Raw genomic sequence first — 21,278 nt, 5'->3', positions numbered from 1 at the left:
AGGGTGAAAAAGGCTTTTTGTTTGGATGCCGCCAAAGCGACTGCCGGGAGGGCCTTCTAATGAAGCGCCGCAACTGGAAGAGCTGGGTGCCACGTAGCCCTGCGGAAGCCATGAGCGGCTGCGCTGAGCGCGCCCTAGAGCGCCACAACCGTGGACTTGAACGGTTGGCTACCGAGCACCTTGGGCAGCATAGCGCCGCCACGCTTTATAAGTGGATGAGCAATGGTCGCTTGCCATTAACCCTGGTGCTGCCGTTCGAGCATGCCTGCGGCACACCGCTGATCACCCGTTACCTGGCCGCTGCCCATGGCAAGTTGCTGGTGGACATGCCTACAGGCCGCAACTCCAGCACAGAAGACCTTCAGCAACTGCAGGCCGTTTTGCACACCGCTGTTGGGGCACTACTTGCCTTTTATAACGGCACAGCTGACGCCGAATCGACCCAAGACGCTCTCCGTGCGGGTCTGGAAAGCCTGGTCTGGCATCGAGGCAATGTGCAGCAGCACGGCCATCCACAACTTGAACTGGGTGAACCCCATGAATGACAAGACCCGCACCAGTGACAGCGGTGGCCGTGTGCTGCGCGTGTTCAAAGCGCTGCGTGGCCACAGCCTCACAGGTTTGAGCAACGGTGACTTGGCCAAGGCCCTTGGCGAGAGCCCGGCCACCATTAACCGCTGCATTAACACCCTGATTGCCGAAGGCATGGCCACCAAGCTCGATACCGGGCGCTTTGCGCTGAGCATTGCTGTGCTGCAGATCGCCCAGGCACATGCCAATGAAATGGCCATGGCCCAGGGGCGCATTAACGAAATCAACCAACGTGTACTGGCCGGCGCCAGCCGTTAATCACAAGGAGCAATACATGGACTACAGCAAACTGACTGACAAGCTTCTGGAGCACGACCCCAAGCGCAGCGAGCCCTTCAAGCAAGGCATGGCTGCTGTGCTGCAAAACCGCGTAGATGAAACCCCCGTAGCCAGCCCTTATGCGGCGGGTAGCGTTGAAGAAGATGCATTCTTTGCTGGGCGCACGCGTGCCAGTAACGAGTTTCGTAACTTGCTGGTGGAAGCTAATGGCGATCGTGCAGTGGCTATTGCACGCATGCGTACGCTCGCCGAAGTACGGAGGGCTGCTTAATGGCTCGTAAAGCAGAAGCAGGCGTGGCCCTGGTGCCTGACGCACCGCTGGATATTGATGCACTAAACACCTCGCAAAACTTGGGAGCAATTGCGCAAGGAATGCAGGACGAACGCGATCTGGTTAACCAACTGCTGGGCCAAGCGCAGATGGCAGGAGCATTTGAAGAATTTTCCCGAACCGTTCGGACTTCTAAAATCGCTTATGTCAAAGAACATAAGCTCTACAGGGCGCTAGCTGGACGTAAAAGTCCGAACGGTTCGGTGTTTTCAGGTACCTGGGACGAGTTCTGCCAAACGCTTGGCATGTCTGCTGACAAGGCAGATATGGACATAGCCAACCTCCGTGCCTTCGGCGAGGAAGCCCTTGAATCCATGTCGAATATGGGCATCGGATACCGTGATCTGCGCCAATGGCGCCGACTACCTGACGATGCTCGATCCGCGTTAATCGAAGCTGCCAAAACCGATAACAAGGAAGCTGTGATCTTCCTGGCTGAAGAGCTGATCGCTACACATACGCAGGAAAAGGAAAACCTCAGCAAGGCGCTGACCGAAACCAAGGCTGACTACGAAGCCCAGGGCGATGTGCTGGCCAATAAGTCGGCCGAACTGGACAAAACCAAGCTGGAGTTAGAGAAGGCCAAGCGCCGTATCCAAACCCTCAGCGCTGACGAAGCCGCCAAGGAGTTGCGCCAAGAGGTTATCGGCATTGCGTTTGAAGCTGAGGCGGACATCAGCGGCAAGCTGCGGGAGGCCTTTGCCACCTTGGCTGTACATGCTGAGGAAACTGGCACCGATCATCGCAACTTCAAATCCGGCTTAGTACATCAGCTTGAACGCCTGCTGGCGGATATCCGCACCGAGTTTCATCTGCCTGAAAACACTGGCGGCAATGACCTCGACTTCTTTACGCAGCCGGAAGCCTGAGCATGAGCGCCGTTATTACCCAACGCCTAGTTGACCTGAGCCGTGCCCTAGACGGGGCAGGCAAAGGTCAGCGCACGGCGCTGTGCAAAGCAGCGGCGCACGAACTCGGGTTATCGCTGGCGACCATCTACCGCAAACTGGAGGAGGTCAACGTGTCCGCCACAGCACCCCGAAAACGCCGTGCCGATGCTGGCCAGAGTGGATTAACCCGGCACGAAGCGCTGACCATCAGCGCCGCGCTGATTGAGTCCGCTCGGCGTAATGAAAAGCGCTTGTTCTCATTGGGTGATGCCGTGGATGCCTTGCGCATCAGCGGCATGATCCGCGCCGAATCGGTGGATAAAGCCACCGGTGAGCTGCGCCCAATGTCGTTAAGTGCCATAGGCCGGGCGTTGCATAGCTACAGGCTGCACCCGGATCAACTACTCGCGCCTGCGCCGGTTACCGAGCTGGCCAGCACACACCCGAACCATGTTTGGGAGATAGATGCCTCGATATGTGTTCTCTATTACCTCAAGCCTGGCGCAGATCCAAAGGCTAACGGCTTGCGGGTAATGGATGCGGAGGAGTTCTATAAAAACAAGCCGAAGAACCTTGCACGCATTGCTGCCAACCGGGTTTGGTCATACGAGATCACTGACCATGCCAGCGGCTGGATTTACCTCGAATACGTGATGGGTGCTGAGAGCGGCGAAAACCTTTGCAGTGTATTGATCAACGCTATGCAAGAGCGCGGCGATGCCGACATTCTGCACGGTCGTCCTGAAATTCTGATGATGGACCCCGGCTCTGCGAACACGTCTGCCATGGCCAAGAACCTGTGTCGCAGCTTGGGCATACAGATGATCGTCCACGCACCAGGTGCGGCACGAGTGACCGGTCAAGTCGAGAACGCGCGAAACATCATCGAACGAAAGTTTGAGGCTGGCCTGCGCTTCCAACCGGTTGCAGATCTGGACGAACTCAACGCGCTGGCCGCTCGGTGGCGCGGTTACTTCAATGCCACGTCAGTTCATTCACGCCACAAGAAGAACCGCTCTGCGGTATGGATGACTATTCGCGAGCACCAGTTAATCAAGGTGCCAAACGTTGAAGAATGCCGCCGCCTGGCGGTAGCAGAACCGGAAAGCCGCAAGGTCAACACCAAGTTGCGCGTTAGTTTCCAAGGCCGTGAGTACGACGTATCGGGTGTGCCGGGCGTGATGGTGCATGACCTCGTACTGGTCACCCGCAACCCTTGGCGCGACGACGCGGCGCAGGTAGTGGCCACCGATACCAACGGCCATGAGGTTTTCTATGTAATTCCAGCCATCGTGACGAACGAGCTAGGTTTCGATGTGGCCGCTACTGTCATCGGCGAGAAGTTTACTCGCCGTGCGGATACCCCGGCCCAAGAGGCCCGCAAGGAAGCTGCCAAGCTCGCTATGGGGGCGGACACTCAAGACGAAGTGGACGCGGCACGCAAAGCTAAGTCCATTCCATTCGGTGGCCAGCTCCAGCCGTACAAGCAAATGGACGAAGCCGATCTGCCAGCCTTCATGCCACGTCGTGGCACCCAGCACGACCTAATTATCCCAACAGTTGAACTCAAGCCGTTATCCCATGTGGCTGCGGCCAAGTTACTGCGTAGCAAGGTCAACAACTGGTCTGGCGAATCTATGGCATGGCTTAAACAGCAATACCCGGACGGTGTGCCAGAGGCCCAACTGGATGAAGTTACCGCAGCACTTAACAAACCAGCACGCCCAGGGCTGCGTGTGGTGGGAGGTGAACCATGTTGAATCTGAAACACACCTTGGCGGATCTCGGCCAGCGGCAAATCGCCCTGGCTCAGCATCTATCAGTAAGTTCTGCGGCTGTTTCCCTGCTGATCAACCACAAGCAGTGGCCTCGCACGCTCGATGCAGCTGACTTGCGCATGCGCATTGAAGGGTTCTTGAAGGAGAACGGTGCAAATGATTTCGCGGTGAATACCGCATTTGAAGAAGCGGAGCCTGGGCGCGCCAACGCCCAGACTCCTGCAGTCCCAACCAAAAAACCTAAAGACGACCAGGAGTGCGAAACCATGTTGCTACGGAAGCAGGTGTTATTGCCAGAGACTAAACGTGCTTTTGGCATATTCCGCGATCCATTCGAGGATCTGCAGTGCGCTGAAGATATGTATGTCAGCCCAGATATTCGCTACATCCGTGAGTCCATGTACCAGGCGGCAAGACACGACGGCTTCCTGGCTATCGTTGGCGAGTCCGGTGCAGGAAAGAGCACGCTGCGTCGCGACCTTATCAACCGTCTGCAGGCTGAGGGCGCGCCGGTAGCTGTGATTGAACCCTACGTGTTGGCTATGGAAGACCGTGGCGATAAGGGCAAAGCCCTAAAAGTGCCACACATTGCTGAGGCGATACTGGACACGGTTGCACCGCTGCAACGTCCTAAGTCCAACCCTGAGGCTCGCTTTCGGCAGATGCACCAAGCGTTGAAAAACAGCCATGAAAGCGGTTATCGGCATGTTCTGATCATTGAGGAAGCACACAGCCTGCCTCTTGCAACACTTAAGCATCTCAAGCGTCTGCGTGAACTTGAGTCAGGTTTTACCAAGCTGCTCAGCATCATCCTAATTGGTCAAACTGAGCTGGAAGTAAAACTGAGTGAGCGTAATGCCGAGGTGCGTGAAGTTGTCCAACGCATCGAGCTGGCCGAGTTGCAGCCAGTAAATGCCTCAAGGCTCGACGAGTTCTTGGCATTCCGTCTCGGGCGGGCCAACAAAAAGCTGGCTGACGTGATTGATTCTGATGCAGTCGCAGCTTTGGCAGAGCGTCTGACTATGAGTGGTCGAGACCGTCAGCAGAGCCTGCTGTATCCGTTGGCCATCGGCAACATGATGGTTGCCGCGATGAACTTGGCCACCCGCATTGGTGAGCCTCTAGTCACAGCTGATGTGATCAAGGAGGTGTAGCCATGTCGACAATCCACCGTATTCATTCCGACCGATCGACTGAGGCCAATCAGCACTTTATGCCTGTCTGCACGGTGCTGACAGCCCAGTTGGCCGACTCGCTGGGCAAGGTGAACAGCATGACTCGCCGCCTGCGCACTGCGGGCATACGCGTCGAAACGGCATCACCACTCGACCTCACTATTTTCATCGCTGCCGACAACGCGCAGCAACTGGCCGACTACTTCCGCAGCGAATGGCGCGGCGTGTCTTGGACGACCTGCGGCAAGCACACCAAGAACATGGTGCGCCTTGGTGGGGTGACCGTCGCTTGGATGACACCGGTGAAGGAGCAGGATCAATGATCGGTCCATCCGTACGTTACGACACGCTGGTGATCCGTGGGGCAACCGGCACCGAAGTGCCTCGCACAACTGCAGATGGCGAGGTTGTTAGTTGGGCACAAGGTCACATGCTGGCCCAGCACGGCCCGCTTGAAGAGTTCGTTAAAGACCTTGCCGATGGCGTTTATGAGGATTACGAGGTTAGGACCATCCAGGCTAAAGCCAGCCACGCGCTTCAGCTGTCGCGGCTTCAACGTTTCGAAGGCTGGATTTGATGAGGGCTAAAGCAATGGCTGATCAACTTAAGTGCCGTCGCTGCCGCTGGATAGGTAGCCATGAGGAACTGCGCCAACGGCCCGACCCGAAAGAGCGCGGGGTCTCAGACAACGTCTGCCCGCGCTGCGCCTGCAAAACCTTCACTCCAGTCGAGGAGCAGAAACATGACTAATACCAACCAAACTCCGGTACCAGCCGGTTATTTGCGCAACGCTGTAGGCCATCTGGTGCCCGAATCAAGCGTGCGCGAGCAGGACAAACTTCGCGATCAGGTCGCCACCGACCTAGCCAAATTAGCTATCGCTTTGAATGAGCAACTGGCGGAGTTCAAAAAGAAGGCCTTGGGCGATATCGCCGACCTGGTCAGCATCGCAGCCGATCGTTATGGCGTCACGCTGGGTGGTGAAAAAGGCAACGTCTCAGTCGTCTCGTTCGACGGTGAATACAAAGTGATCCGTTCCTATGCCAACCGCATTAGCTTTACCGAGGAAATGTTGGCGGCGAAGGCCCAGGTGCTCGAATGCGTGAAGTCTTGGACGTCCGGTGCCAATGCCCATCTAGTGGAAGTCGTACATCGCATGCTCAGCCCAGGCCGCAACGGCCAAATCCGCACTGCTGACGTACTAGAAATGCTGCGCTGGGAAATCGATGACGAAGACTGGAAGCGAGCCATGCAGGCCGTGAAAGACTCGATCCTGATCAGTGGCACGGCGGTCTACGTGCGTATCTACAAACGCATTGCCAGCACCGACCAGTACCAAGCCATCCCTCTCGACCTGGCGGCGGTGTGACTATGGACCAGGACCGTATTCTCGAACGTATCAAGAAATGCATGGAGATGGCGAAGTCGAAAACTGCCAACCCCAATGAGGCCGAGATCGCCCTGCGTCAGGCGCACAAGCTGATGGAGGCTTACAACCTTGAGCTGGGTGACGTACTGGCGAGCATGGCCTGCGAGGCAAAGATCGCAGCTGGCTCGGACGGTTCGCCACCTGCTTGGCGGGTCCGCTTGGCTCAGGTTTGCGGCCATGCATTTGGCACCAAGCTGATCATCACCACGGGCATATTCAGTGTGGCAGGGTTCATTTTCGTTGGCTGCGGCGCGGCTCCAGAATTGACCGGGTACGCCTACCAGGTGCTTGAACGCCAGCTACAGAAGGCGCGCCGAGCGTTCTTGGCAGAGCCCAAGCAGAAACGCTGCAAGCGCTCAACAAAGGTGGCGCGCGGCGACCACTTCGCCAATGCATGGATCGATGCGGTGTATCACAAGGTCGACGCTTTTGCGGGCGTCGAGGACAACATCGCCGAGGCGATCGAGGCCTATATGGCCAAGCATCACCCGGACCTTGAAAAAACTGAGATGAAGCGCCGCAAACTCAAGGCCCGCGATGAATCGGCCGTAAACGCTGGTTACCAGGCAGGAACAGCTGCCCAGCTGCACCAAGCCATCAGCCACAAGCCGGTCGCCCGACTGGCGCAGGGGGTTTGATATGTCGCTTTCATCTGATGAGCGCACCAAGCTGATCGACCGCCTGGATCGCAGCTTCCAGGCCATGCCGGGCTGGGTTAAGGCTGCCACCAAGCATGCGATGGGCGCACCAACGCATCACCCAGGGACAGGTAAGAAGTTCGAGAGCTTTCGAGAAGTCATCGAGGCAGCGGCCGACGAGACACTGCTGATTCTGAAAGAAGACTTCGAGGACAACGACGACCTGGTACCGGAGATGCTGCAATGACCCTTCTACATGACATCGATTACGAGCAAACCACGCTCCTGCAGCTAATCCAGCAAGCCGAGCAGAACCACGAAGACACCTTCGATCTTGTGCGGCTATCGCTCGATTCAGGTCGCGAACTGATCCTTCTCGCCGTTACAGCCGAGAGTCTCGACGGCCTCGGCATGGTGCTGGAAGGCCTGCAAGAAATGCGGGAGGAAGGCTGAAATGGGAGCCCTCAGCGAAATCGCCCAATCGGCTCTTGACCAAGTTAAGCAGTTCCAGCGCCGAAGCGAAGCCTGTCGAAACCGCCGGCATTGGACCGCCGAGGAAATTCAACTGCTGCGCGATCGTTATGCAGATGAGGATACAGCCAGCATTGCCCTGGATCTCAACTGCTCGGTGGAGAAGGTCTACTCCAAAGCATCCCAGCTTGGGCTGCACAAGTCCGAAGCATACCTGGCTGAGTGCTTGACCCTATGTGGTCAGCAGCGAGCCGAATCAGGACGTGCAACTCGGTTTCAGAAGGGGCTGGTGCCTTGGAACAAAGGCCGGAAAGGGATGCCGTCGATTGGGCGCATGGAGCAAACCCAGTTCAAGAAAGGCAGCAAGCCAGGTAACTGGCTACCCATAGGGAGCTATAGGTTCAGCAAGGATGGCTATCTGCAGCGCAAGGTAACCGATACGGGCTATCCACCGAGAGACTGGATTGCGGTGCACACACTTCTGTGGGAAGAACACAACGGCTGCGTACCAACCGGCCATTGCTTGTGTTTTAAGGACGGCAATAAGCAAAACATTGTTATCGAGAACCTGGAACTGATTACCCGTGCCGAGCGCATGCGGCGCAACTCCATCCATCGATACCCACCGGAGCTGAAGGATGCCATTCGCACGGTAGCCAAGCTTAAACGCACTATCAAAGAGGTCGAGCGCCATGAAAAACAAGGTTGAGGATCTGCGTAACCACCTGTTTGCCACGATTGAGGGCCTGCTGGACAAAGACGAACCGCTGGACATTGAGCGTGCCAAGGCCGTTGCCCAGGTAGGCAGCGTGATGGTTGAAATGGCGAAGGTCGAGGTAAAAGCCATCGAATTACTCAACGGCAACGGCAGCAAGTTTCTGCAGATTGGCATGGAGCAGAACTGATATGGCAATCACTAAGGCCATTATCGGCAAGATCCACATCGCCAAAAGCCAGCTCGGCATGGAAGACGACATATATAGAGGGATGTTGGCCCGCATAGCTGGCGTTAGATCATCCAAAGAGCTGAATGACCGGCAGGCCGGTGCAGTACTCCGTGAGCTTGAGCGCCTGGGCTTCAAGCCGAAGCCCAGCACTAAGTCAAAGGGAAAACCCAAAAACGTCAGCCAACTAGGTCCGCGTATCGACAAGATCGAGGCGCAGCTCACGGATATGCGACTGCCCTGGGCCTACGCAGATGCACTGGCCAGGCAGATGTATAAGGTCGAGCGAGTGGCGTGGCTTAAAAAAGCCGCGCAGCTTGATGCGCTGATCGCTGCGCTTCACGTTGAGCAGGAAAAACGCGGTCTGTTTGCCCAGGTGGAACAGCTCTTGGAACTGCTGGGTGAGAGTGATCCAAATTGGCAGGTCGATTTAGAAGCCTTGCCCGAGGGCTGGGAGCGGCGACGTCCAATCCTTAAATCCCTGGTAGATACACTTACAGCGGCAGCCTCGTCACGAGGGCTTTTGTGATGCAGATGCAGTGCCCATGCTGTGGCGAGCAATTTCCGTTTGAAGCTGGGTTTGCTGATGCAGACGGTAAACAGTTGGCAGCATTGTTCGCAAAGCTAGAGCCTAAGTTAGGACGTGCGGTGCTCAACTACTTACGGTTGTTCAGCCCAGCCAAACGCGGGTTGCGTATGACTAAGGCGATCCGCATTGTTGAGGAGTTGCTCGCTTTGGTTGAATCCAGCCAGGTGCAACGTGATGCACGAACCACAGAGAGCAAGCCTGCACCACCGCGTCTTTGGGCTGCGGGCATCGAGCAGATGATCGCGCAACGCGATCGTCTATCGCTGCCTTTGGAAAGCCATAACTATCTACGCGCGGTTGTGTTTGGTATCGCCTCCGACCCTGTACAAGTGAAAGCCATCGCTCCAGTTAAGCCGCCTCGCTCGGCAAGCACACCACAGCAGGCAGTTCAGGAAGAAATCGGTCGCATTGATGCTGATGTGCGCTTGGGCATTATTGATAAAGAAGAAGGCATGCGTCGCGTAGCGGCGCTGAGGGGGAACTAATGTCATCGGCAATGGCAGATAAAAGGCACGAACTGCTCAGCGATATAGCTGATCATGTTGCGGAAGTGCTCAAGGAGCACGGCATTGAGTCTGATATCACCGAGCAGGCTGGAAACGCCGTGGCCGATCACCTATCCCAGACCTGGGCAGGGTCGACTATCTGCATTCCGAAGGATCATCGCTTCAAGCTGAGTAAGCGGGACCTAGTGATTCTCTCGAAGTTTAAGGGCAACAACCATCATGCGCTTTCAGTGGAATACAACCTCACCGAGAACGCCATCTATAAGTTGCTGAAGCGGGTCCAGGACAGGAAGTTCGACCGCGACCAGCAAAAACTCGACCTCGGTGACAGCCTGCTCTAGGCTGCTACCTTTAATTGGGGATAGGTCAATGGGGAGAAGATCAGTTATCGAGAAGCTACCAGCCGAAATTCGGAATCAGTTCATCAAGCATGTACAACTGAATCCTGGCTGGACATTAGACTCACACGTAGATTGGTTTGCAGAGCATGGATACATCGTTGCTCGATCGAGTATTCACCGCTATATATCCAGCAGCATCGACCGCCTTCCGGTGGAACAAACTGATACGCTAGACTCCGATCTGCGGATGCGTGCTTTAGAAGTAGCATCCAGCATCTATACAGGAAGCGACCCCAAGGATCTGACAGCTCTTGCAGAGCAGTTCCTAGCTTGGGTTGAGCAGCCATCCAAACCGTTGCCTTAGCGGCAACGGTTTTTCAACTCCATTCAGATATGTTCCCCAGCGTTCCCTCAAATTCCGCCTTTATCGCGCTTTTCTGGTTATATCTTTCTCACACCTGCACAACCTTGCCAGCAATAAAAAAGCCGGCATTGAGTGCCGGCTTTTTTATTGCTGGCAGCGAGGCGCTGCCGGGTAATCCAAGCACATTACTTGGCTATGCCCAGCAACTGACGCAACCCTTCCTTAAGCGGTGTTTCTTGCGGCATGCGGTAAGCCTGCTTCAAGCGATCATTATTGGCCCGCGAATGGCGAATATCACCAGCACGCGGCTCCAGATAAGTAACCGCTGGCAGACCGCCAAACAGCTCGCCGATGGTTTCAAGTAATTGCTTGAGGCTGGTCGCCTGATTCCAACCGACATTGACCGCCTCGTTCACAACTTGCTCAGCGAACAATCCTTGCTGTAGCAACTCAATCAAGTCCGCAACAAAGAAAAAATCACGCGTCTGCTCGCCATCACCGAAAACACTGATCGGCAAGCCCTGCTGCGCACGCTGAGTAAAAATGCTGATTACGCCAGAGTACGGCGAAGACGGATCCTGGCGTGGCCCAAAAATATTGAAGAAACGGAAAACAGCAGGCTCAAGACCATGCTGGCGGCGATAAAAATCGAGGTAGTACTCGCTTGATAACTTATCCGAGGCATAAGGTGTCAGTGGCGACTTGGCGGTATTTTCATCAATCGGCTGACCGGCGCCGTTATTGCCGTAAACCGCAGCACTGGAAGCAAATACCACTCGTTTGACACTGTGCTCACGCATGGCTTCGCAGATATTCAAGGTGCCGACAAAATTGCTTTGGTGAGTGCTGACCGGATCATCCACCGATGCCTGCACCGAAGCAACAGCAGCCAAATGAACCACCGCATCACAGTCTTTGACCGCAGCCGAGACACAAGAGGCGTCGGCAACATCCCCTTCAATAAACTGCAACTGTGGATTATCTAGCGGCAAATTGCCGCGATTGCCCATCGACAAGTTATCCAGCACCCGCACGGTATGACCATTGGCCAACAATGCGTCAACCATGTGCGACCCAATAAATCCGGCTCCGCCGGTGACCAGAAATAACTTAGACATGACGATAGTATTGATCCAAGAGGTTCGGCAGCCCTGCACGCCAAGCACGCGGTTTAATGCCGTAGGTGTGGAGAATTTTTTTACACGCGAGCACCGCATGTTGCGGCTCTTCTGCCGCATCAGGCCGGGCAGCGTGGGCTTGCGCCGCTATATCATCAACCAGATTGCTGCGAAAGCTACGCGCCTCACTCAACAAGGCCTGCCCTAGCGCCAGCGACGTTGTCGCTTCATGCCCGCCGTAATGATAGGTTCCCCATAATGGCACCTGACAGTCTAGCTGCTTGAGCACCGCAAGAATGACTCGCGCCGCATCGTCTACAGGCGTTGGGTTGCCGCGGCGATCATCCGCCAGATACAGCACTTCTTCACGCTCGGCACGCGCCAGAAAACGCCCCATGAGACCCTCTGCTGAACTGTCCAACAGCCAGCCAAAGCGGATCAGCACATGCCGCGAACACACGGCGCGCACACTTTGCTCCAGGCGCCACAATGCTTGCCCATGCAGGCCCAGCGGCACAGGTTCTTCTTTTTCGCTGTAGGCAGTCGCCCGTGCGCCATCAAACACGCGATAGCTGGACGGCTGAATCAACCGAATTTCGTGGTACTTGCACAGCTCAGCAAGACGCTCAACCGCACGTTCCTGACCAGCCAAGCGTGCTTCACTCACCACTTCAGCCTGAAACCAGTCAAAGTAATACGCAAGATTGATCAGAGCATCAGGGCGGGTGTCGTCAAGCAACTGAGTCAGGTTGGCGGCATCCCAGCCAGACTCCGGTGGTCGCGGTGCGAGGAAGTTAATGTCTTCCTCTGCGCCGAGACGAATCAGCGCTTGCCCTAAAGCGCTGCCTCCACCCAACAGCATCAAACGCATTCGCATAATCGATAGCTATCTCAGCAATCAGAACGGTTATAAGTAAGAGAAAGCTACAAAGGGATCCTCTAAAAAAGGTAGCGAGCGAAGGTAGTACAAGGCAAAAAACTGCGAGAAAGCGGAGTCTACGTTCTGTAAATGAGCATTTTGAGCAGTTTTTTAACGCAGTAATATCTAGCGCAGTAGTTTTTCAGGGGTTCCAAAGCTTTTTAAAGTTAGTTGCATACTAAAGCTCAGGCGATGAAAAACAAAATAACCCGCACGAAAAACATCAAGCAGCCGCTAAATAGATAATGTGCGAAAGCCATATAGAGGGAAATACTCGACCCACTTGGCTAGACGCGAGGCTCGGCTACACAACAACTATTCGCGCAAGTTAGTTGAGTTTTCCAAAGGTTGCCTAAGCATTTTTGGTCGATGGCAGCAGCAGCGTAATAATCCCTATAAGCGGCAGGAAAGAACAAAGCTTATAGACATACTCAATGCCGTGAATGTCCGCCAGATACCCAAGCAGTGCGGCGCCAATCCCACCAAAGCCGAACATCAGGCCAAAGAATACCCCGGCGATCATGCCAACGTTACCCGGTACAAGTTCTTGAGCAAAAACCACAATTGCCGAGAACGCCGAGGCCAGGATGAACCCGATAATCATGCTCAGCACGCCAGTCCAAAACAGATCAGCGTAAGGCAGCGCCAGGGTAAAAGGCGTAACGCCAAGAATCGACACCCAGATAACCATCTTGCGACCAATTTTGTCGCCGATAGGACCACCCAAAAATGTTCCTGCGGCAACGGCCCCGAGAAACATAAATAAGTGCAACTGCGAGCTGGCGATCGACAGATCGAACTTCTCAATCAGGTAAAAGGTGAAGTAGCTGGTGAAGCTGGCCATATAGAAGTATTTGGAAAAAACCAGCAGAGCCAACACCACCAAAGCCAATCTGACTCGCTTCGAAGACAAACCGTGGGTCGCTTTGCCACCTTGCTTGAGCTTGAACAAATTCAAGTGGTTGCGATACCAGCGACTCAGCCCCCAGAGCACGGCGATAGCAAATACTGCAAACAGGCCAAACCAAGCGACGTGGCCTTGCCCGTAGGGAATTACAATAGCGGCCGCCAGCAGTGGGCCAAAGGCGCTCCCGGCATTACCGCCGACCTGGAATGTCGACTGGGCAAGTCCGAAGCGGCCACCAGAAGCTAAGCGCGCAATACGTGAAGCCTCTGGGTGGAAAGTCGACGACCCAATGCCGACCAACGCAGACGCCATCAGGATTGCTGCAAAGCTACCGACGAAAGCCAGCATCAGAATGCCAACCAAGGTACAAACCGCACCACACGGCAGCAGCCACGGCTTCGGATGACGGTCGGTGTAATAACCAACCCAAGGTTGCAACAACGATGCGGTGAGCTGAAAGGTCAAGGTGATCAAGCCAACCTGGGTGAAGCTCAGACCGTAGTTCAGCTTGAGCATCGGATAAATCGCCGGCAACACCGCCTGAATCAGGTCGTTAATCAAGTGCGCCAAGGCGCAGGCGCCGATCACCCGCATCACTAAAGGACTGGCTTGGCCAACACCTGAATCGGACACCTTTGCAGCTAAGGATGGGGTATTGGTAGAGGTATTGCTGGACATAATCAGGGGTTCCAGACAGCGAATGCTCACAGCAGTGCGTTGATCGGCATGCAAAAAAACGCCGTCAGTTTAACCCTGAAGTGCTGGGAAAAAGCTAGATGCGTAAATCGCTTAGGACTTTACAACAGCCGAACAACAAAAAGCCCCCGCAGTGCGGAGGCTTCAAGTTAAAACCATACGTTTTGACTAAGACATTGCCTCAGAACGGAATATCGTCGTCAAAGCTGTCGTAGTCTGGCGCTGGCTGAGCCTGAGCCTGAGGCTGCGGCGCTGGACGTGGAGCAGCCTGTTGTTGTGGCTGCGGGGCACGTTGCTGCGGCGCTGGACGCTGCTGGCGGGGTGCTGAATCGCCACCTTCGTTGTTTGGACGACCGCCCAACAACTGCATGGTGCCTTGCATGTCGACCACGATCTCAGTGGTGTAACGCTTGATACCGTCTTTTTCCCACTCGCGAGTTTGCAGTTTACCTTCGATGTAAACCTGCGAACCTTTACGCAGGTATTCACCGGCAATTTCAGCGACCTTGCCGAACATCGAAACACGGTGCCATTCAGTCTTCTCGACCTTCTGACCGGTTTGTTTGTCGGTCCACTGCTCGCTAGTTGCCAAGCTCAGATTAGTAACGGCGTTGCCATTAGGCAGGTAGCGCGTTTCTGGATCCTGTCCGCAGGTACCGACCAGAATAACTTTGTTAACCCCACGGGCCATAACGATCTCCTAAGCTGTCAGTACGGCTCTCAGGCTTGTTCTATCAAGCTCTCAAGCGCCGTACGATCCAATTTTTGGGTGTCCACTTTGATATAGATAGCAGCCTCTTCGGCCACCACAACCGCATCTGTCACACCGGGCAATGCAAGCAAGCGCTCAGCCAGCCCAGTATCTTGCACTGCTGAAGCTGAAAGCGGCATGCGCAGACCGGTTACATAGGGTGGTTCACGCATATTAACAGCAAAGGCCAGCCAAAGAAGCGCCATCGCAGCACATCCGAGGAACACCCCCGACAAGCTGTAGTGCTGGTACAGCCAACCACCGACAATACCGCCCAGCGCGGCCCCTAGAAACTGGCTGGTTGAGTAAACCCCCATCGCCGTTCCTTTGCCACCTGCAGGCGCTACTTTACTGATTAACGAGGGCAAAGATGCTTCAAGCAGGTTGAATGCAGTGAAGAACACGATAATGCCCAGCACTAGCGCCTGTAAACTATGACCAAACGCCCAGAAATACACTTCGCAAGCTAACAACACCGAAACAGCACCGACCAGCACACGTTTCATCTGACGCTTTTTCTCGGCGTAGATAATGAACGGAACCATGCCGAAGAATCCAATCAACAAGGCGGTCAGGTACACCCACCAATGCTGTTCTTTAGGCAAGCCTCCCTCTTGAACAAGCGCCAGCGGCAGGGCCACAAAGCTGGCCATGAGAATTGAATGCAGGGCCAGGATACCGATATCCAAGCGCAGCAAGTCAGCATTGCGCAGTGTCGGCATCAGCGCCTGCTTCGCCACCCCGGATTCGCGGTGCTGCAATTGCCCCGGTGTGCTGGGCACAATCACGGCGATAATCAACATGCCAATCAGGGCCATTACTGACGTCACCCAAAACAAGCCAGACAAACCAAACGCTCGGGTCAGTAGCGGGCCAACAACCATGGCCACGGCAAACGAAAGACCGATACTCATGCCGATCATGGCCATGGCTTTGGTGCGGTGCTGCTCACGGGTCAGATCTGAAAGCAGCGCCATCACCGCGGCGGAAATTGCCCCGGCGCCCTGCAACACCCGGCCGCCGATAACCCCCCAGATAGAGTCAGCGTTTGCCGCCAGCACGCTACCGGCAGCAAATATCAGCAAGCCAACGTAAATAACCGGGCGCCGGCCTATGCGGTCGGAAATCATCCCAAACGGGATTTGCAGGAACGCCTGAGTCAGGCCATAAGCACCAATCGCTAAACCAATCAGCGCAGGCGTGCTGCCTTTGAGATCCATGCCGTAGGTCGCTAATACCGGCAAGACCATGAACATGCCGAGCATCCGAAAAGCAAAAACCATCGACAGGCCAGCTGCCGCCCGATTTTCGCTGCCACTCATGCGGTCATTGTGCAGATCGTGCATTACCAGGACTCGAAGTCAGACAAGGCGGCGATTCTAACAGCCATACTGACTGCGGCACAGGAGCACACTTTGCCGCAGGGTGGCTGTGGGCCGTATACTCGTGGGTTTCCGCCCGCCAAGCGAGGCCGCTGTTTGTGGACAAGATTCTGATCCGTGGGGCACGTACCCACAACCTGAAGAACATCGACCTGACCTTACCGCGCGACAAGCTGATCGTGATTACCGGCCTGTCTGGCTCGGGCAAGTCATCTCTGGCTTTCGACACCCTGTATGCCGAAGGTCAGCGACGCTACGTTGAGTCTCTGTCAGCCTACGCCCGACAATTTTTGTCGATGATGGAAAAACCCGACGTCGACACCATTGAGGGTTTGTCGCCAGCGATTTCTATCGAACAAAAATCGACTTCGCACAACCCGCGTTCAACTGTCGGCACCATCACTGAAATCTACGATTACCTGCGCTTGCTCTATGCGCGCGTCGGTATTCCACGCTGCCCAGATCACGATGTGCCGCTCGAGGCGCAAACCGTCAGCCAAATGGTCGATCAGGTCTTAGCCCTGCCTGAAGGCAGCAAGCTGATGCTCCTGGCCCCCGTAATCCGCGAGCGTAAAGGCGAGCACCTCTCGGTATTCGAGGAGCTGCGCGCACAGGGTTTCGTCCGCGCTCGCGTTGATGGCAAGCTTCATGAGCTAGACGAGCTGCCCAAGCTCGACAAGCAAAAGAAGCACTCCATTGATGTGGTCGTTGACCGCTTCAAAGTGCGCGAAGACCTGCAACAGCGTTTGGCTGAGTCATTTGAAACAGCCTTGAACCTAGCCGACGGCCTGGCACTTATTGCCCCACTCGACAGCGATGACGACAGCAGTGGGATCAAGGGCGAGATGATTTTCTCGGCTCGCTTTGCCTGCCCGCATTGCGGCCACTCGATCAGTGAGCTGGAACCCAAACTGTTCTCGTTCAACAACCCAGCTGGCGCCTGCCCGACCTGTGACGGCCTCGGAGTTAAGCAGTTCTTCGATACCAAACGCCTGATTCATGGCGAGATGACGTTGGCCGAAGGCGCGATTCGCGGCTGGGACCGACGCAACGTTTATTATTTCCAGATGCTGGGTTCACTGTCGGCACATTACGGTTTCAGTCTGGAGATTCCGTTCGACGACCTCAGCGCCGAACACCAAAAAGTCATCCTGTTCGGCAGCGGCAGCCAAAGTGTCGACTTCCGCTACCTGAATGACCGTGGCGATATTGTTAAGCGTGCGCACCCGTTTGAAGGCATCGTGCCGAACCTTGACCGTCGCTATCGTGAAACTGAATCGACCAGCGTGCGCGAGGAACTGAGCAAGCTGCTGAGCACCCAACCGTGCCCGGATTGTCGTGGCACTCGCCTGCGTCGTGAAGCCCGCCATGTGTGGGTTGGCGAACGCACGTTGCCTGCGGTAACCGGATTACCAATTGGCGATGCTGCGGAGTATTTCTCCGGCCTGTCACTGACTGGTCGACGCGGTGAGATTGCCGAAAAGATCCTTAAGGAGATTCGCGAGCGCCTGCAGTTTCTGGTTAATGTCGGCCTCGATTATCTATCGCTGGACCGCAGTGCCGACACCTTGTCGGGCGGTGAAGCGCAGCGTATTCGTCTGGCTAGCCAAATTGGCGCCGGCTTGGTCGGGGTGCTGTACATCCTTGATGAACCGTCGATTGGTTTGCACCAACGTGACAACGAACGCCTGCTCGGCACGCTGCGCCACCTGCGTGACATTGGCAATACGGTGATCGTGGTTGAGCACGATGAAGATGCCATTCGCATGGCCGACTATGTTGTCGATATCGGCCCTGGTGCTGGCGTACACGGCGGCCGCGTGGTGGCTGAAGGCACCGCTGCCGAAGTCATGGCACACCCTGATTCGCTGACCGGCAAATACTTGTCGGGGCGAGTCAAGATCGAGGTGCCAGCCAAGCGTCATCCGGTAAATAAAAAGCAGCTGCTGAAAATCAAAGGCGCGCGCGGCAACAACTTGCGCAATGTTGATCTGGAAATCCCCATCGGCCTGCTGACCTGCGTGACCGGCGTATCGGGTTCAGGTAAATCGACACTGATCAACAATACCCTTTACCCACTCAGCGCTACGGCACTCAATGGCGCGACGACTCTGGAAGCTGCCGCCCATGATAGCTGCGACGGTTTGCAGCATCTGGACAAAGTGGTGGATATCGACCAAAGCCCAATTGGTCGTACGCCGCGCTCCAACCCTGCAACCTACACGGGCTTGTTCACCCCAATCCGTGAGTTATTTGCGGGTGTACCCGAGTCGCGCTCGCGTGGCTATGGCCCTGGCCGTTTCTCCTTCAACGTAAAAGGTGGCCGCTGCGAAGCCTGCCAAGGCGACGGCTTGATCAAGGTTGAGATGCACTTTCTGCCTGATATCTACGTGCCGTGCGATGTCTGCAAGAGCAAGCGCTATAACCGTGAAACCCTTGAAGTTAAGTACAAGGGCAAAAACATCACTGAAGTCCTCGACATGACCATCGAGGAAGCTCGGGTGTTTTTCGACGCGGTTCCAGCCCTGGCGCGCAAGCTGCAAACGCTGATGGATGTGGGCCTTTCCTACATCAAGTTGGGACAGAGCGCGACGACCCTGTCGGGCGGTGAGGCGCAGCGGGTCAAGCTGTCTCGCGAACTGTCCAAGCGCGACACTGGCAAGACCCTGTATATCCTCGATGAGCCAACCACTGGCTTGCACTTCGCGGATATCCAGCAGCTACTCGATGTACTTCATCGCCTGCGTGACCACGGCAATACCGTGGTGGTGATTGAACACAACCTCGACGTGATCAAAACCGCTGATTGGCTGGTGGACCTCGGTCCTGAGGGCGGTTCGAAAGGCGGGCAGATTATTGCCGTGGGTACCCCGGAAGCAGTCTCCGAGATGCCTCAGTCACACACCGGCTACTTCCTGAAACCGTTATTGGAGCGTGACCGCGCAGCGAGCTAGGGAGGGATTCTTTAGGGTGGATAACGCTTCTTTATCCACCCTTTTTGCGGTCGCGAACAGGGTGGTTTATTTGCGGATTCCGGTATTGCACCGTGGTGGACAGGCTTCGCGTTATCACACCCTTCGCAATCAGTTGTGATTGCGCAGGGTTTAAATTACATCTGCGCTTGCAGGTAATTTTCCAGGCCCATCTTGTCGATCAACTGCAACTGGATTTCTAACCAATAAGCATGGTCTTCTTCGGTGTCTTTAAGCTGAGCCAGCAGAATATCGCGACTCGGGTAGTCCTGCAGGCGCTCACAGAGTTCAATGCCTTTGCACAAGGCAGCACGTACGTGATATTCCAGCGCCAAGTCGAGCTTGAGCATCTCTGGCACGCTCTGACCAAAAACGAAGGTATCCGGCGCCATGTCTGGAGTCCCTTCAAGGAACAAGATCCGCTTGAGCAACGCGTCAGCGTGCTGAGTCTCTTCTTCCATCTCATGATTGATACGTTCAAAGAGCTTGGTAAATCCCCAGTCTTCGTAATAGCGTGAGTGCACAAAATACTGATCACGGGCAGCCAACTCGCCCTTCAGCAGTACTTTGAAATAATCGATTACTTCCTGGTGACCTTTCATCTTACCGCTCCTGAAACAAACACTCTTAACATCTGCATATGCTCAACCCCAAGCGGGCATAGGTCAAGCAAAAAAAAGGGGCCACCATCGCTGGAAGCCCCGTGTTTACTGGTGCGAATGTTAACGATTGGCTTTTAGCGCTTGCCTTACACCATTGCCGTAGTCCGCATGTACTTGGTCAAAATGAGCCAACTGACGCTCAACAATGAAATCTGGCACGCCTCCCATCGCGGCAGCAATATTGCTGAACAGACGCTGTTTTTGACCCTCATCGAACAAATTGAACAATGCCCGAGGCTGACTGTAATCATCGTTACCTTGGCGGTGGTCGAAACGATCCGCATCACCTTCCAACGGTAATGGCGGCTCAGCGTACTCAGGCGCTTGCGCAGGGCCATTGAACGAGTTGGGCTCGTAATACGCATCAGGGTTCGAGTTGCCGCTAAAGAAACGCATCGCACCATCCTTGTGATAATGATGCACAGGGCTCTTCGGAGCGTTAACCGGCAACGCTTCGTAGTGCGTGCCTAAACGATAGCGGTGGGCATCCGCATAGGAAAAGACCCGCGCCTGAAGCATTTTGTCCGGCGAAAACCCAATACCGGGCACGACGTTCGATGGTGAGAACGCGGCTTGCTCGATCTCAGCAAAATAGTTTTCAGGGTTGGCATTCAGCTCAAGCTCGCCCACCTCAATCAGCGGGAAATCACCATGTGGCCAGACTTTGGTCAGATCGAACGGATTGAAGCTGGTGTGCTTGGCCTGCTGCTCCGTCATCACTTGAATAAAGAAGCCCCACTTGGGGAAATCACCCTTTTCAATGCTGCCAAACAAGTCTTCCTGAGTGGTTTCACGGCTTTTGCCGACGACGGCTTCAGCCTCAGCATTGGTCCAGTGCCTGTGGCCCTGCTTGGTCTTGAAGTGGAACTTGACCCAAACACGCTCATTGTTTGCATTCAACAGACTGAAGGTGTGCGAGCCGTAGCCATTGATATGGCGCACATCAGTCGGTAGGCCACGGTCGGACATCAGGATAGTCACTTGATGCAGCGACTCTGGCGACAACGACCAGAAATCCCACATCGCAGTTGCTGAGCGCAGATTGGTTTTCGGGTGACGCTTTTGCGTGTGAATAAAGTCTGGGAATTTATACGGGTCACGAACGAAGAATACTGGCGTGTTATTACCCACCAAGTCCCAGTTGCCTTCATCGGTATAAAACTTCAGCGAAAAGCCACGAACATCGCGCTCTGCATCAGCAGCGCCCTGCTCGCCTGCTACCGTGGAGAAGCGCGCAAGCATTTTAGTCTTGCTACCCAACTCAAACACTTTGGCTTTGGAATATTGGCTAATGTCGTGAGTGATGGTCAGTGTGCCGTATGCACCCCAGCCCTTGGCATGCACTGCTCGCTCAGGAATGCGTTCGCGGTTTTGGTGCGCAAGCTTTTCGATCAATTGGTAGTCTTGCATCAACAACGGACCGCGCGGCCCTGCACTAAGAGAATTCTGGTTATCGGCAATCGGGTTACCGGCGCTGGTAGTCAACATAGGCTTGCTGCTCATTAGCTCTCTCCTGATTAGATCAAATCAGCTGGGCTGTTAACC

At 55.1% G+C, this 21,278-nt stretch carries 26 protein-coding genes; 19 read left to right on the top strand and 7 right to left on the bottom strand.

Going from position 1 to position 21,278, the window contains the following annotated elements; genetic code table 11:
- Window positions 1–59: 59 nt before the first annotated feature.
- Genes B9K09_RS03470 through B9K09_RS03390 form a run of 18 tightly spaced genes read left to right on the top strand, consistent with a single transcriptional unit; the run spans window position 60 to window position 9,962 of the window.
- Window positions 60–545, top strand: coding sequence for a hypothetical protein (locus B9K09_RS03470; RefSeq protein ID WP_087515516.1), 486 nt, complete (start codon window positions 60–62; stop codon window positions 543–545).
- Complete coding sequence (locus B9K09_RS03465; RefSeq protein ID WP_087515515.1) at window positions 538–849, top strand: helix-turn-helix domain-containing protein; 312 nt, start codon at window positions 538–540, stop codon at window positions 847–849. Before B9K09_RS03470 ends, B9K09_RS03465 begins: the two co-directional genes overlap by 8 nt.
- Window positions 850–865: 16 nt before the next feature.
- Complete coding sequence (locus tag B9K09_RS03460; RefSeq protein ID WP_087515514.1) at window positions 866–1,141, top strand: hypothetical protein; 276 nt, start codon at window positions 866–868, stop codon at window positions 1,139–1,141.
- A complete protein-coding gene (locus B9K09_RS03455; RefSeq protein ID WP_157699319.1) occupies window positions 1,141–2,070 on the top strand; it encodes a hypothetical protein in 930 nt (309 codons plus the stop codon). The genes B9K09_RS03460 and B9K09_RS03455 overlap by 1 nt, the downstream gene beginning before the upstream one ends.
- A 2-nt stretch (window positions 2,071–2,072) precedes the next feature.
- Window positions 2,073–3,851, top strand: a complete 1,779-nt coding sequence (locus B9K09_RS03450; protein WP_087515513.1) for a DDE-type integrase/transposase/recombinase — start codon at window positions 2,073–2,075, stop codon at window positions 3,849–3,851.
- Window positions 3,845–5,023 (top strand): ExeA family protein, encoded by a 1,179-nt coding sequence (locus B9K09_RS03445; RefSeq protein ID WP_087515512.1) that lies wholly within the window; start codon window positions 3,845–3,847, stop codon window positions 5,021–5,023. The genes B9K09_RS03450 and B9K09_RS03445 overlap by 7 nt, the downstream gene beginning before the upstream one ends.
- A 2-nt stretch (window positions 5,024–5,025) precedes the next feature.
- Window positions 5,026–5,367, top strand: coding sequence for a hypothetical protein (locus B9K09_RS03440; RefSeq protein ID WP_087515511.1), 342 nt, complete (start codon window positions 5,026–5,028; stop codon window positions 5,365–5,367).
- A complete protein-coding gene (locus B9K09_RS03435) occupies window positions 5,364–5,621 on the top strand; it encodes a hypothetical protein (protein WP_087515510.1) in 258 nt (85 codons plus the stop codon). Before B9K09_RS03440 ends, B9K09_RS03435 begins: the two co-directional genes overlap by 4 nt.
- A gap of 14 nt (window positions 5,622–5,635) precedes the next feature.
- Window positions 5,636–5,794 (top strand): hypothetical protein, encoded by a 159-nt coding sequence (locus B9K09_RS22645; RefSeq protein ID WP_177408629.1) that lies wholly within the window; start codon window positions 5,636–5,638, stop codon window positions 5,792–5,794.
- Window positions 5,787–6,413 (top strand): DUF3164 family protein, encoded by a 627-nt coding sequence (locus B9K09_RS03430; RefSeq protein ID WP_087515509.1) that lies wholly within the window; start codon window positions 5,787–5,789, stop codon window positions 6,411–6,413. Before B9K09_RS22645 ends, B9K09_RS03430 begins: the two co-directional genes overlap by 8 nt.
- A 2-nt stretch (window positions 6,414–6,415) precedes the next feature.
- Window positions 6,416–7,111: a DUF2786 domain-containing protein gene (locus B9K09_RS03425; RefSeq protein WP_087515508.1), complete on the top strand. Its 696-nt coding sequence runs from the start codon at window positions 6,416–6,418 to the stop codon at window positions 7,109–7,111.
- A gap of 1 nt (window position 7,112) precedes the next feature.
- Entirely contained in the window at window positions 7,113–7,358 is a 246-nt protein-coding gene (locus tag B9K09_RS03420; RefSeq protein ID WP_087515507.1) for a hypothetical protein, read from the top strand.
- The gene (locus B9K09_RS03415) at window positions 7,355–7,564 is read left to right on the top strand and encodes a hypothetical protein (RefSeq protein ID WP_087515506.1); all 210 of its coding nucleotides are present in this window, start codon (window positions 7,355–7,357) and stop codon (window positions 7,562–7,564) included. Before B9K09_RS03420 ends, B9K09_RS03415 begins: the two co-directional genes overlap by 4 nt.
- Window position 7,565: 1 nt before the next feature.
- The gene (locus B9K09_RS03410; protein ID WP_087515505.1) at window positions 7,566–8,291 is read left to right on the top strand and encodes an HNH endonuclease signature motif containing protein; all 726 of its coding nucleotides are present in this window, start codon (window positions 7,566–7,568) and stop codon (window positions 8,289–8,291) included.
- Complete coding sequence (locus B9K09_RS03405) at window positions 8,275–8,487, top strand: hypothetical protein (RefSeq protein WP_087515504.1); 213 nt, start codon at window positions 8,275–8,277, stop codon at window positions 8,485–8,487. The genes B9K09_RS03410 and B9K09_RS03405 overlap by 17 nt, the downstream gene beginning before the upstream one ends.
- A gap of 1 nt (window position 8,488) precedes the next feature.
- Window positions 8,489–9,055, top strand: a complete 567-nt coding sequence (locus B9K09_RS03400) for a gp16 family protein (RefSeq protein ID WP_087515503.1) — start codon at window positions 8,489–8,491, stop codon at window positions 9,053–9,055.
- Window positions 9,055–9,600 (top strand): hypothetical protein, encoded by a 546-nt coding sequence (locus tag B9K09_RS03395; RefSeq protein ID WP_087515502.1) that lies wholly within the window; start codon window positions 9,055–9,057, stop codon window positions 9,598–9,600. The genes B9K09_RS03400 and B9K09_RS03395 overlap by 1 nt, the downstream gene beginning before the upstream one ends.
- Complete coding sequence (locus tag B9K09_RS03390) at window positions 9,600–9,962, top strand: Mor transcription activator family protein (RefSeq protein WP_256574216.1); 363 nt, start codon at window positions 9,600–9,602, stop codon at window positions 9,960–9,962. Before B9K09_RS03395 ends, B9K09_RS03390 begins: the two co-directional genes overlap by 1 nt.
- 549 nt (window positions 9,963–10,511) lie before the next feature.
- On the opposite strand, the gene B9K09_RS03380 is transcribed toward B9K09_RS03390, so the two are convergent.
- From B9K09_RS03380 to B9K09_RS03360, 5 genes are all read right to left on the bottom strand, one after another.
- Window positions 10,512–11,444 carry an NAD-dependent epimerase/dehydratase family protein gene (locus B9K09_RS03380; protein ID WP_087515500.1) on the bottom strand — a complete coding sequence of 311 codons (933 nt, stop codon included), beginning with the start codon at window positions 11,442–11,444 and terminating at the stop codon, window positions 10,512–10,514.
- On the bottom strand, window positions 11,437–12,321 hold the full coding sequence (locus B9K09_RS03375; protein ID WP_087515499.1) for a sugar nucleotide-binding protein: 885 nt from the start codon (window positions 12,319–12,321) through the stop codon (window positions 11,437–11,439). The genes B9K09_RS03380 and B9K09_RS03375 overlap by 8 nt, the downstream gene beginning before the upstream one ends.
- Before the next feature lie 394 nt (window positions 12,322–12,715).
- Window positions 12,716–13,864 carry an MFS transporter gene (locus B9K09_RS03370; RefSeq protein WP_256574300.1) on the bottom strand — a complete coding sequence of 383 codons (1,149 nt, stop codon included), beginning with the start codon at window positions 13,862–13,864 and terminating at the stop codon, window positions 12,716–12,718.
- 283 nt (window positions 13,865–14,147) lie between these two features.
- Window positions 14,148–14,657 carry a single-stranded DNA-binding protein gene (locus B9K09_RS03365; protein WP_087515498.1) on the bottom strand — a complete coding sequence of 170 codons (510 nt, stop codon included), beginning with the start codon at window positions 14,655–14,657 and terminating at the stop codon, window positions 14,148–14,150.
- A gap of 29 nt (window positions 14,658–14,686) precedes the next feature.
- Window positions 14,687–16,063 carry an MFS transporter gene (locus tag B9K09_RS03360; RefSeq protein WP_087515497.1) on the bottom strand — a complete coding sequence of 459 codons (1,377 nt, stop codon included), beginning with the start codon at window positions 16,061–16,063 and terminating at the stop codon, window positions 14,687–14,689.
- Window positions 16,064–16,197: 134 nt separating this feature from the next.
- On the opposite strand from B9K09_RS03360, the gene uvrA reads away from it, so the two are divergent.
- Complete coding sequence (uvrA, locus tag B9K09_RS03355) at window positions 16,198–19,053, top strand: excinuclease ABC subunit UvrA (protein ID WP_087515496.1); 2,856 nt, start codon at window positions 16,198–16,200, stop codon at window positions 19,051–19,053.
- A 155-nt stretch (window positions 19,054–19,208) separates the two neighbouring features.
- Here uvrA and bfr read toward each other — a convergent pair whose 3' ends face one another.
- Together bfr and B9K09_RS03345 are read right to left on the bottom strand one after the other, a co-directional pair.
- On the bottom strand, window positions 19,209–19,673 hold the full coding sequence (gene bfr, locus B9K09_RS03350) for a bacterioferritin (protein WP_087515495.1): 465 nt from the start codon (window positions 19,671–19,673) through the stop codon (window positions 19,209–19,211).
- Between the two features lie 120 nt (window positions 19,674–19,793).
- Window positions 19,794–21,236 carry a catalase gene (locus B9K09_RS03345; protein ID WP_087515494.1) on the bottom strand — a complete coding sequence of 481 codons (1,443 nt, stop codon included), beginning with the start codon at window positions 21,234–21,236 and terminating at the stop codon, window positions 19,794–19,796.
- Window positions 21,237–21,278: the final 42 nt, after the last annotated feature.

It is taken from the genome of Pseudomonas sp. M30-35 (assembly GCF_002163625.1).
Lineage (GTDB): Bacteria > Pseudomonadota > Gammaproteobacteria > Pseudomonadales > Pseudomonadaceae > Aquipseudomonas.
This window is presented reverse-complemented; position numbering and strand designations above follow the sequence as displayed.